The organism is Blautia hominis (assembly GCA_002270465.1).
GTDB lineage: Bacteria > Bacillota > Clostridia > Lachnospirales > Lachnospiraceae > Blautia > Blautia hominis.
In genome coordinates this window covers 866,863-879,221 of the sequence record NQOF01000001.1, presented here as the reverse complement: position 1 = coordinate 879,221, position 12,359 = coordinate 866,863, and the positions used below count along the sequence as shown (strand labels likewise).

Annotated in this window: 11 protein-coding genes; 8 read left to right on the top strand and 3 right to left on the bottom strand. The window is 45.8% G+C overall.

The features are described from left to right. Positions 1-16: 16 nt before the first annotated feature. The 6 genes from CI595_RS04015 (at position 17) to CI595_RS03990 (ending at position 8,158) form a co-directional block, all read left to right on the top strand. Positions 17-1,318 (top strand): ABC transporter substrate-binding protein, encoded by a 1,302-nt coding sequence (locus tag CI595_RS04015; protein ID WP_162291797.1) that lies wholly within the window; start codon positions 17-19, stop codon positions 1,316-1,318. A gap of 121 nt (positions 1,319-1,439) precedes the next feature. Continuing rightward, entirely contained in the window at positions 1,440-2,357 is a 918-nt protein-coding gene (locus CI595_RS04010) for a carbohydrate ABC transporter permease (protein WP_242987054.1), read from the top strand. 19 nt (positions 2,358-2,376) lie between these two features. After that, the gene (locus CI595_RS04005; RefSeq protein ID WP_095171942.1) at positions 2,377-3,228 is read left to right on the top strand and encodes a carbohydrate ABC transporter permease; all 852 of its coding nucleotides are present in this window, start codon (positions 2,377-2,379) and stop codon (positions 3,226-3,228) included. A gap of 51 nt (positions 3,229-3,279) precedes the next feature. Then, the gene (locus tag CI595_RS04000; protein WP_095171939.1) at positions 3,280-4,815 is read left to right on the top strand and encodes a glycoside hydrolase family 43 protein; all 1,536 of its coding nucleotides are present in this window, start codon (positions 3,280-3,282) and stop codon (positions 4,813-4,815) included. A gap of 27 nt (positions 4,816-4,842) precedes the next feature. Then, on the top strand, positions 4,843-6,345 hold the full coding sequence (locus tag CI595_RS03995; protein WP_095171937.1) for an alpha-N-arabinofuranosidase: 1,503 nt from the start codon (positions 4,843-4,845) through the stop codon (positions 6,343-6,345). Between the two features lie 295 nt (positions 6,346-6,640). Next, positions 6,641-8,158 (top strand): ATP-binding protein, encoded by a 1,518-nt coding sequence (locus CI595_RS03990; protein ID WP_095171934.1) that lies wholly within the window; start codon positions 6,641-6,643, stop codon positions 8,156-8,158. 214 nt (positions 8,159-8,372) lie between these two features. On the opposite strand, the gene CI595_RS03985 is transcribed toward CI595_RS03990, so the two are convergent. From CI595_RS03985 to CI595_RS03975, 3 genes are all read right to left on the bottom strand, one after another. Continuing rightward, positions 8,373-8,804 carry a DUF3788 domain-containing protein gene (locus CI595_RS03985; RefSeq protein ID WP_095171932.1) on the bottom strand — a complete coding sequence of 144 codons (432 nt, stop codon included), beginning with the start codon at positions 8,802-8,804 and terminating at the stop codon, positions 8,373-8,375. 378 nt (positions 8,805-9,182) lie between these two features. Continuing rightward, positions 9,183-9,932: a carboxymuconolactone decarboxylase family protein gene (locus CI595_RS03980; RefSeq protein ID WP_095171930.1), complete on the bottom strand. Its 750-nt coding sequence runs from the start codon at positions 9,930-9,932 to the stop codon at positions 9,183-9,185. A 50-nt stretch (positions 9,933-9,982) separates the two neighbouring features. Beyond that, positions 9,983-10,384, bottom strand: a complete 402-nt coding sequence (locus CI595_RS03975) for a cupin domain-containing protein (RefSeq protein ID WP_095171928.1) — start codon at positions 10,382-10,384, stop codon at positions 9,983-9,985. 228 nt (positions 10,385-10,612) lie between these two features. On the opposite strand from CI595_RS03975, the gene CI595_RS03970 reads away from it, so the two are divergent. Beyond that, positions 10,613-11,221, top strand: coding sequence for a sugar O-acetyltransferase (locus CI595_RS03970; RefSeq protein WP_095171925.1), 609 nt, complete (start codon positions 10,613-10,615; stop codon positions 11,219-11,221). Positions 11,222-11,363: 142 nt separating this feature from the next. Next, entirely contained in the window at positions 11,364-12,194 is an 831-nt protein-coding gene (locus CI595_RS03965) for an AraC family transcriptional regulator (protein ID WP_095171923.1), read from the top strand. Positions 12,195-12,359: the final 165 nt, after the last annotated feature.

Below are 12,359 nucleotides of genomic sequence, written 5' to 3'. Positions count from 1 at the left end.
GGATGGAGGAAGAAAGATGAAATTAAAAAAATTGGCAGCAGTGGGTATGGTTGGAGTTATGCTTGCAGGTTTGACTGCTTGTGGAGGCAATTCAGATAAGGAAACTGCAAAAACAGCGGACGGCAAGGAAAAAGAAAAACTGGTGATCTGGTCCTGGGGAGCAGATGAGGAGAAGAAATCAAGAGAGACCATGGTGGAGGCATTTCAGAAAGCACATCCGGAAATCGAGGTTGAACATTCTGTGATCCCCACAGCTGACCATGTATGGGATCAGAAGATGACAGCAGCATTGTCTGCAGGCACCGGCCCGGATGTTATCCAGATGTCCCCGGATTATTACGGGTTATATACGGAATATTATGAAGACCTTAATCCTTATGTGGAGAAAGAAGGCGTTGACCTCAAATCCGTGATAACAGAGGGAATGATCGAGCCGTATTACCGCCCGGATGGTAAGCTGGAGGCTATGCCTTTATTGGAGAATGTTTTTGTCCTGGCCTACAACAAGGACATGTTTGATAAGTTTGGTGTAGAATATCCTACCGATGACTGGACCTGGGATGACCTGGCAGAAACCGCTAAAAAGTTTGCCGGAGGAGAAGGGGCGGATGCCACCTATGGAATGGTAAACCATTGGATTGACGCAGGCTTGTCTGTGATCTGCAAAGGCGGAAGTGCATACTCAGATGATCTGAAGACATGTGAAGTCAACAGCCAGGAAGTAAAAGACGGACTGGATCTATTCGGCGATTTGGTTCAGAGCAAGGCAATGCCGGATGACACAGCAGCAAAAAGCCTTCCGAAGGAACAGTTATTTGTATCTGGACACGCGGCCATGTATACACTGGGCGGATTTGAGACAAAGCTGATCGCAGAGGAAGTGGGAGATAATTTTGCATGGGATGCTGTTTCCATGCCGAAAGTGGAAAACGGAAAGAACAACCTTATGTACGCAACCGGCTATGCCATGCTGAAAACTTCAAAGAACAAGGATGCAGCCTGGACTTTCTTAAAAGAAGCAGCATATGCAAATGAAGACATGGCAAAAGAAACCAGTAAGATCGGACTTACATCCTGCAAAAATATCGCAGAGACATATTATAAGGATTTAGAGTATGGACCGATCAAAAACAGCGCGTTCCTTGACGGACTGGCTGATGCAAAACTGAATATATGGGGCGGTGCATTTTCAGCAGCCGGTGATGTGTATACACAGATATGGCAGTCAGTGACCATTGACGGTAAGACGGCGGAGGAAGCCATGGAGGAATATTATCCGGCTTTGGAGAAAGCATTTAACGAGGCAAACGGCAACTGACAGTAAGGATGGCAGAGGAGCGGAGGTTATTAGCCGGGTCATTTTGGCCCGGCGGGCGGCCGCTGATAGTTCATGACAATAGAAGGTCCGCAGCGTGTACGTTCTATCGTCGATTGGAGGCATGGGAATTTTGAGGAAACCGGGAAAACAAAAAAAATATACAACCATGAAAAAAAGAGAAGCCAGGAATTTTTATATTTACACAGCCCCCTGGCTGATCGGATTCCTTGTACTTACATTGTATCCGATTTTGTATTCTTTTTATCTGATGTTTACGAATATGAATCTAACAGGGATCGGGGAATTTGTGGGGCTGGATAACTGGAAATATGCATTTACGGATGACACATTATTCAGGAGAGCTTTTCTGAATACCCTGAAATATGTATTTATGTTCGTACCGTGCAGCATTATACTTGCCTTTTTTGTTGCACTTCTTTTGAGCAAGAAAGTAAAAGGTCTGGGATTTTTCCGTACCGCATTTTATATACCGTATATTACCTCAGGGGTTGCGGTGACGATCCTTTGGGGATGGATCTTCCAGAAAGATTTCGGGATCATCAATTACATACTTTCCCTTGTGGGGATCAAGGGGCCGAACTGGCTGGGTGATAAAAACGTAGCCATGATCTCCATAGTGATCTTGTCGCTGTGGACCATAGGAAATAATATTATCATCATGCTGGCCGGCATACAGGATATTCCCCGGTCTTATTATGAAAGCGCACAGATTGACGGGGCAGGCTCTCTGCGGCAGACATTCTATATCACACTGCCTTTGTGTACGCCTACCATATATTTCAATCTTATTGTCACAGTGATTGCAGCGTTCCAGGTATTCCAGCAGCCATTGATCCTTACCAACGGGGGGCCTCTGAACAGTACCTACACGGCGGCTATGCATTTGTATAATAATGGATTTTTATACGGAAAGATGGGCTATGCATCCATGATGGCCTGGAGCATGTTCGCGGTGATCATGCTGATCACAATTGTAGTTGTATCCACATCTAAATTCTGGGTGTTTTATGATGATTAAGGAGAAGGAGAGATAAAATATGCGTACGAGATCACAAAAAAAGACAAAACTTATGGCAAGGATACTGACATATTTTGTGCTGGTCATTGCTGCGGTTATCTGCCTTTTCCCGTTTATCTGGATGGTTTCCACATCCTTTAAGCCAATGTCGGATATCTACAGTATGCCACCCACTCTTATTCCAAAGCAAAGTACCCTTGAGAACTTTGTGGAAGGATGGAAAGGAGCTAATTTCCAGCTTTATTTTAAAAACACTGCGGTGATCACCTTTCTTGCCACAGTGGGGACCGTACTGTCATCCTCTGTAGTTGCCTATGGGTTTGCACGGTTCCAGTCCAGATTATCAAAGATCCTGTTCATGGTGCTCTTAGGCACCATGATGCTTCCGACTCAGGTTACACTGATCCCCCAGTACCTGCTTTATTATAAACTGGGAATGGTGGACACCATATGGCCTCTTATCATACCAAGCTGGCTTGGAGGAGGCGCGTTCAATATATTCTTGTTTATCCAGTTTTTCCGGACACTGCCCAAGGAACTGGATGAGGCAGCTAAGATTGATGGTGCCAATTCCCTGCAGGTATTCACCAGGATTCTTCTTCCGGCAGTAAAACCGGTCATGCTGGCTGTTCTGGTGATGGCACTTGTGTTTAACTGGAATGATTTTTTCAATCCTTTAATTTACCTTAATTCCAATGATAAGTTTACAATTGCCATTGGACTGCAGTTTTTCAAAGGTTCTCAGGGGAATGTCCAGGTAGGACAGATGATGTCCATGGCACTGATCTCCCTATTGCCCGTGCTGGTGATATTTGCCACCTGCCAGAAATATTTTATCCAGGGAATAAAAATGTCCGGTCTGAAAGGCTGAGGCATTCCCTGACATTTATAACCATAATATGACAAAATGGAGGACAACTTAATGAAATACAGAAACCCGATTATTTCCGGATACAATCCTGACCCGTCAATCTGCCGGGTGGGAGAGGATTACTATATTGTCAATTCGTCTTTTGAATTTTATCCGGGAGTCCCTGTTTACCACAGCAGGAATCTTGTGAACTGGGAACTTGAGGGGTATTGCCTTACAGAGGAATCTCAGCTTGACTTACATGGGTGCAGGCCGTCGGGAGGGATCTATGCGCCTACGATCCGTTATCATCAGGGAACTTTCTTTATGACAACGACCAACACATCAGGCAAAGGGAATTTTATCGTACATACCTCGGATATGAAAAAAGGATGGTCACAGCCTGCCTGGGTGGACCAGGGGGGGATTGACCCGTCTCTGCTGTTTGACGATGACGGAACTGTGTATTTTGCATCCACCAGCATGGACGGTGAAGGAAACACGGGAATTTTCCTCTGCCAGGTAAATCCTTTTACAGGGGAGCGGCTCACAGAAAGCGTGGTGATCAGCAGAGGATGCGGCGGCAGATATGCGGAAGGCCCACATCTTTATAAGTGGTTTGGAAAATATTATCTCATGCTGGCTGAGGGCGGTACGGAATACGGACATATGGAAACCATACTGCGGTCAGACAGCCCTTACGGACCATTTGAGGCGTGTCCCCATAATCCGATACTCACTCACAGGGATGATATGAGGGAGGAGATTTACTGTACCGGTCATGCGGATATGATAGAGGATCATAATGGTAACTGGTGGATGGTCTGTCTGGCGATCCGTCCGTGTCAGGAGAAAAAAGACAGGGTGCTGCTTCATAATCTGGGCCGTGAGACTTTCCTGACACCGGTTGTGTGGACCGAAGACGGCTGGCCCGTTGTAGGGGAAAAAGGACTGATCTCACCGGAGATGGACGGTCCCCTTCCCGGAGAGAGCCCGGTACCGGTCAACCGGGACTTTGCAGATGATTTTTCCAAGGATAAGTTCAGTCCGCATTATAATTTCCTGAGAAATCCGTCTATGGAAAATTATGTGAGGGATACTGCGGAGGGAAAACTGATCCTGAAAGGAACCGGTACAACCATCAATGAAATGGCAAGCCCCACCTGGATCGGGGTGCGGCAGAAAGGCTTTGAGACAGTATCCACGGCGGTTGTTTCGCTGCTGGATGCAGTGCAGGGAATGCGGGCAGGCCTTACTGCTTATTATAATGATTCCTATCACTATGAAATTTATCTGAGCCGAGAACTGGACAGATGGAAGGTTTGTCTTGCGAAACATGTTCATGATATCTTTACAGTTACAGCAAGTGCGGAACTTCCTGCTGCAGAAAATGTTATGCTGCGGATCGTATCCGATAAGACATATTACAGATTTTCTTACAGCCTGGACGGGGAAATCTTTGTGGAACTGGGAAGCGGTCTGGTGGTAGGCCTTTGTACGGAGAGTACGAGAAATATGACATTTACAGGCACTTACCTTGGTATGTTTGCGGAAAATGGCTGTGCTGCCTTTGAAAACTTTCATGTAAAGGTACTGGATCATGAATAACAGATTTGGAAGCAGAGGAATGGGAAAATGGATAGATTAAGGATTCATCCGAATAAGATAACAGGAAAGATCAACAGAGAAATCTACGGGCATTTTTCAGAGCATCTGGGGCGCTGTATCTATGGGGGCATTTACGTGGGGGAAGATTCGCCTATTGAGAATGTAAATGGAATGAGAACAGATGTGATCCGTGCTTTGAAAGAAATAAATGTGCCTGTTCTGAGATGGCCGGGCGGATGTTTTGCAGATGAATATCATTGGATGGACGGGATCGGTCCGAAAAAGAAACGCAAGAAAATGATCAATACACACTGGGGAGGCGTGGTGGAGGACAATAGCTTTGGAACACACGAGTATTTTGAACTCTGCCGCCAGCTTGGGTGCAGTGCGTATGTCAACGGGAACCTTGGAAGCGGCACTGTGAGGGAGATGTCAGAGTGGGTAGAGTATATTACCTTTGAGGGGCTGTCACCTATGGCACAGCTTCGGGAGGCAAATGGTTCCGGGGAAGCCTGGAATGTGAAGTATTGGGGTGTGGGGAATGAAAACTGGGGATGCGGCGGCAATATGAACCCGGAGTATTATGCAAATGAATACAGACGTTATCAGACCTATATCCGGGACTATAGAAATGACGGAGGCATCCACAAAATCTGCTGCGGACCAAACGCAGATGATTATACATGGACCAGAACCGTTCTGGACACCTGTTACCGCAACGCCGCACCGGAACATCATGGGTTTATGGATGGCCTGTCACTTCATTATTATACCGTTCCCGGGGACTGGAAGGAGAAGGGAAGCGCTGTTTGGTTCAATGAAAAGGACTGGTACAGAACACTGAGCAAAACGTTATATATGGAAGAACTGATCGAGCGGCACGGCAAAATTATGGATGAGTACGATCCGGATAAGAAGATCGGACTGATCATAGATGAATGGGGAACCTGGTACGACTGCGAACCGGGCACAAATCCGGGATTTCTGTATCAGCAGAACACCATGCGTGATGCCCTTGTTGCGGGAATTAACCTTAATTTATTTAACAGACACTGTGACAGAGTTAAAATGGCTAATCTGGCCCAGATGGTAAATGTGCTGCAGGCTGTTCTGCTGACGGATGGGGAGCAGATGGTGAAAACACCTACTTACTATGTATTTCAGATGTATAAGAGCCATCAGGGAGCTTCCCTTGTGGACAGCACGCTGGAAACTTCCGGGATCGGACTGGAGGAGGCATTTATGGTTCCAAATCTCACGCATTCCGTATCCGTTGACACCAACGGGCAGATACATATAACCATTACCAATTTATCGGCGGATGAATCCAGTGAGATTGAGGCTGAGATCACGGAGAGAGAAGTAAAAGAGGTAACAGGTGAGTTGCTGGCCGGAGATATCCATGCAAAGAATACTTTTGAGGAGCCGTCAAACGTGCAGCCGGTTCCCCTTCAGAATATCATTTTAGACAACGGCACCTTTCAGTTTAAACTGCCGCCGTCCAGTGTGGCACATCTTGTTGTGAAATAAGAAGGATGAGAGATCAGGCAGTACAGAGGCAAAAATGATCATAAAAAGAGAACAATGAAAGAGCAGACCGCCGGGTGAGATTCCGGTGGTTTTTATTTGTACTGTATGTAAAAAGCTGCTTTGATCCTTAGCTGTTTATAAAAATAATGGGGAATTGCAAAAAATAGACCGGATTTACAAAAAAATATTGAAACAGATTTAATATTTGCAAAATAAACTTGAAAGACGGTTTGTGATGTGTTAGTATATATCTATAAATAAGAACAAATGTTCTTTCTGCGAAAGAGGGGATCAGATGTTAGCAGAAGAGTTAAGAGAACTGGCAGCGAGAGTTCAGATACAGAGGGCAGAAGCGCAGTATATAGAAGTAAAAACCGCGAAGGATGGATGTCCCAAGAGACTTTATGACACGTTATCAAGCTTTTCCAACCAGGACAGCGGAGGAATCCTGATCTTTGGCCTTGATGAGAGAGCTGCCTTTCAGGCGGTGGGCGTGTATGACCTGCATGATCTTCAGAAGAAAGTGACAGAGCAGTGCAATCAGATGGATCCTCCAGTACGTGCAGTGTTCACCTTTACAGAATATGAGGGTGTCAATATCTGCTCTGCCGAGATTCCGGCCATCGACCTGGCGGAGCGGCCCTGCTACTATAAGGGGGCAGGTAAAGTGAAGGGAGCATATGTCCGGGTAGGAGATGCGGATCTGCCCATGACAGACTATGAAATCTACAGCTACGAGGTGTACCGCAAACATGTGCATGATGATGAACGGATCGTTGAGAGGATCCCTGTTTCCATGCTGGAGAGAACAAGGCTCGAACGCTTCCTGAACGATAAAAAAGCGGAGCGTCCGCAGTTTTCCATGCTTCAGGAGTCACAGATGCTGGAAATGCTTAATGTGACCAGGGGCGGCGTTCCAACCCTGGCGGGTATTATGAATTTCTGCATCTATCCCCAGGGGATCTTTCCCCAGTACAGCATAACAGCGGTTGTAGTTCCGGGTTATGAGATTGGGGATGTGGGGGAAGATATGGAGCGATTTATGGACAATAAAAGGATTTGCGGAACAATTTCCGAGATGGTAGAGGAGGCGGTAGGATTCTGCAAGCGCAATATGAAGATTAAGACAATTATCGACCCGGATACCGGCAGGCGGAGGGACAAGACCGAATATCCGCTGAATGCAGTCAGAGAGGCTGTTCTGAATGCGCTGATCCACCGGGACTACAGTGAGCATACAGAGGGTACACCTGTGCAGATTGACTTTTTTAAAGACCGGCTGGAGATACACAGTCCGGGAAACCTTTACGGCAGGATGACAGTAGAGCAGCTTGGAGTTGCCCGTCCGGACCTGCGTAATCCGGCACTGGCAGTCATGGCAGAGAGTCTGACCGGAGCGGAGAACCGTTATTCCGGTATCCCAACAATCCGCAAGGAGATGGCGGATGCCGGCCTCCCGGAACCGGTTTTTGAGAACAGGAGAAATGAATTTGTGGTAGTGCTCTATAATGCCATGGTCAGCTATCGGAGTATTGCAAAAAAGCCGCTGGTACTGAGAGAAAGTGCGCTGTATGCTGTGAGCAGCGGTGATATAGAGGAGATGCCGGAAGATAAAGGCATACAGGATTTGCTGGAATTCTGTGCGCAGCCAAGGACAAAAATAGAAATTGCGGAGTATATGGGAGTAAAAACGTTGTATTACATCATGAAGAAATATGTGAATCCGCTGCTGCAGAGCGGGAAACTGGTAATGACTTTACCGGAAAAGCCGCAGAGTAAGCTGCAGAGGTACTATACAGTAGGAATACGCTGACTGCCTGCTTATTTACGGGACAAGGATGGCAAGTATTTATAAGGATTGCTTTTGATTAAGAGTATAGAATGGATGGGATGGAGACTACCCTGAAAAAAGGGTGGGTATGTGGTGGAAATTTGTGGTTTATTCGGAACAGGAGCCGGAGACTCTGTGGATTTTTCAGTCAGGAAAACGGACAGCCTTCCATGGAGGGCTGTCCAATCTCCCTTTTTTAGTTAAGAGCAGCGGGTTTTCGGAGGTTAATAAGCGTGAAAACATCACGCATGATTGATTCCTCCCGCACTTCCAGCATCAGCCACTTCTGGCCATTACCGGTTTTGGTATTCTTGAATACGGTCTGTACATAGTCAGAACATAGAGGCATCAGTAATTCTGCTTCTGTGAGTTCCCTGCTTCCTATAACAACCAGGGCTATAAAATACCCTTGCATGGGATACAGTGTGCAAAGCGATCTTCCGCTTTTTTTGTATTTGATATTCCAGCCGGCCTGCATGGAGCAGCGGCTGTATTCCAGGCGCGGGTCACAGTGGTAAGCTGATTGGATACGCTGGTTGAACACTGTCCAGAGCGGATCGTTGATATATTCGGCGATTTGTTCCCAAGAGGGTGGTTCTTTTTCTGAGTAAAGCAAATTCCAATCCATTCTGTCCTTCTCCTTTTTTATACCGGATACCGAACCGGGCTTCCATCTGGAAATAAAAAGTCCGGCTCATGTAGTCAGTATACTATACACGGCCGGAGTTCTTCAATATCTGTTTGGGAAAAGGTTTTCGTAACGGAGAACGTAAGTCACTGCTCACAGGCCACTGTACCGGGAGGCGTTTTCATGCCGGAAGCATGAAAACACCTCCTGAGGCAGCCAGCGCGATATGGGGCAGAATGCTCCATATCTGTGCATCGCAAAGCGTGTTACTGGACACGGAGTAAACCGTAACGAACGAAAACCACCGCCATGACTCAGCAGGTTTTGGCATTTGCGGTGCTGACCGCAAATGAGGATTCAGCAGTCAGACAATATCTATCAAAAAAGGGGTCTGAGACTGTTCAGTGCGTTCAACATTCTGGGAAATCCCATATATGGCATGGCGTGGAGCAGAGAAGCGAGAAGGTCCTCTTTGGTGCAGCCGGCTTTTAAGGCACCGGCAGCATGGCTGTAAACCTGCAGGTCAGCGCTGCCCAATGCTGAGAGCAGAACAAAGATCAGTAATTCCCGTTCTTTTTTATCAAGACCTTTTCTGGTATAAAAATCGCCAAAGCAGAATTCGGTCAAAAACCTGGGGACAGCCTCAGCAAATGTTTCCGGCAGGTAAGCATATTTTTCGCGGATTTCTGAGCCGTACAGAGGTTCCTGGATCGTAAGCCCGGCCCGGTATCGTTCCTCATCCGGTATGGTCTCCTGGTTTTCAAGCGGCAGCGAGATATTCTCCGCCGTAAAAACTTCGTTCATAGCGGCAATGGCATTCAATGTTTTGGGAAAACCTATAAACGGGGCACACTGGTAGATCACCTCACGGATCTCAACCGGTGTACAGCCCACATGCAGACAGGCCTTTACATGGGATCTTAACTGCGGGAGAGTCTGGTTCACGGAAAGAACGGTAATGGTAATCAGTTCTCTGATACGGTTGTCCAGTTCACCTGTGTAACAGACCTGTCCGAAAATAAAGCGCTGTAATATCCTCATGAACTCCGGGTCAGTCCCCTCATTTTTCACGGGTGTGGTTCCGAATAATTCCATAAATTTTTCTTCGCATTGCTGGATTCTGTTCAATGTTATATCCTCCAATTATTATAAACGGCAGCAGAGATTGGTTATAGAACCTATAGCTGTGTATATTCCTCCTCTGATACCGGCTCCAGCCATTCATTGGAAGCGCCGGGAGCAGGAACCTCCACTGCAAGGTGTGTAAACCAGCTGTCAGGAGCCGCTCCGTGCCAATGTTTCACTTCCGGCGGGATATTGACCACATCGCCGGGATGCAGTTTTTGGACAGGTTTTCCCCACTCCTGGTAATAGCCCCTGCCGTCTGTGCAGAGTAAAATCTGGCCGCCTTTGTGATGGATGTGCCAGTTGTTGCGGCATCCGGGTTCAAAAGTGACATTTCCGATTGAAAGACGTTCTGTTGTCAGCATTTTCAGATAGCTTTGCCCTATAAAATATTGGGCAAAAGCATCATTCTTTCCTCCTGTGGGAAAAAGAGATTTAAATTCATTCTTTTCCATGGGAATCCTCCTCATTAGACAGACATGTTTGCCTGCAGAACAGTGGGTTTTACACGGCCGGGGTGCGTAGGGCATCCGAACATACCACTTGACTATTTTTGAATTTATTATAGAAGAAATCCCGTTGACGGGGAATCTCCAAAATGTTAGTATCGTATTAACTGTTAGTTTATACGTTGATGAAAAATATGATCACAATCTTACTATTATCAATCCGGAGGAAAGAATATGGACAATGTTTCCAGAAAACAAAAAGGCCTGCCCTATCGCTATGATGACCCTGCATTACTTGGAGATCAGCATATGTATCAGGATAAAATGACAGAATATAACCGGACAATGCCCACTGAAACAGAGAAAAGGCAGCAGCTCCTCAAAGAGGTGTTTGCTGAGATTGGGGAAGGGTGTACAGTGGAAACCCCGTTAAATGCCAATTGGGGCTGCAGGCATGTTCATTTGGGGAATGGGGTGTATCTGAATTCCAATATTACTTTTGTGGATGATGAACATATTTATATTGGTGATAACTGTTTGATCGCACCAAATGTTGTGTTCTCAACATCCGGTCACCCCATACTGCCTATTCTCCGTGAACACCACTATGTCTATAATCTTCCGATCCATGTGGGGAAAAATATTTGGATAGGCTCTGCCGTTCAGATAATGCCGGGAATCACCATAGGGGACAATACGGTTGTGGGTGCCGGGAGTGTAGTCACAAGCGACCTTCCGGCAAATGTAGTTGCTTTTGGCGTTCCGTGTAAAGTGGTGCGGGAAATTGGGGAAAAGGATAGGGAGTTTTATGCGAAAGGAAGGAAGCTTGATGTTTGGGAATGAATCTGCTGACAAGAAGGGGTGGAAAGCTGGTCATGAGATTGAAATATACGGTCACCATTAAAAGGCATTTTGCAGACAGGTAGAAGTTTAGTCCTTATTATGCTAAAATGAATATGAAAAGATGATAAGGTAAGGTGATATCATGCAGCAATGCCTGGAACAGATTATGCAGATGGCGAATCTGGAAATAGAAGCTTATGATGTGGAAACCAGAAGAGAGATGAAGACTTATAACCGTAGAATGGGATGCTATGTCATGTCATACTTGAAATCCGGCAGTGCAGTACTGGAGATAAATGGTAAAACATATGAAACCGGACCTGGAAGTATAGTGATAATCCCGGAGAACGTGTTGCACAGTCATTATAAACTGGACTGCAAACCAGCTACCTTTTTGTGGTGGCATTTCTGCTTCAGGATCCAGCATACAGTGGACGCATTGAAACTCTTAAATTTTCCGGTGCTGTCGTATTTGAAAGACAGAGAGGGATTTGAGAATATTTTTTATCGTTTCTATGACAGCAGCAGGCAGATGAATAAGCTGTCAGAGCTTCTTATGCACAGAGCCTGCGGTTTGGAATTGATGGCATATCTGGTGGAGGAGTTGATTGCTGATAAGAAGATTGAGCTGAACGCCAGGATTCCGGAAGCCTTCTGGCAGATTTTTCAAGAGATTAACAGTGAGGAAAATCAAAAACTTTCGTTGGAGATTCTTTCAGTAAAATATCATATGAGTTCTGTATATATATCTAATCGCTTCAAATATTATTTTGGAACGTCACCCATGGTGATGAAAAATCAGATTATCTTAGAACGGGCAAAGCTTATGCTCCAGGATAGCGATATGACAGTCAGTGAAATAGCGGAAAAATCAGGTTTTGAGAGCATTCCCGGCTTTACTCATTTTTTTACGCGGTGTGCACAGCAAAGTCCAAGCAGATTCAGGGAAGAAAATAGAAGGTTAAAAGCATGAATAAAATTTTACGAAAAAGCAGCAGTCACGGCATAGAGACCGGGCTGCTTTTTTTATTTTATATGGTAAAATTTACCACGTATTAACATGAAAAATAAGGACAAATACCAGTACTAGACATAATAAAGCGGTTTTAAAATAAATTTTATGATACCAGAAAAATAG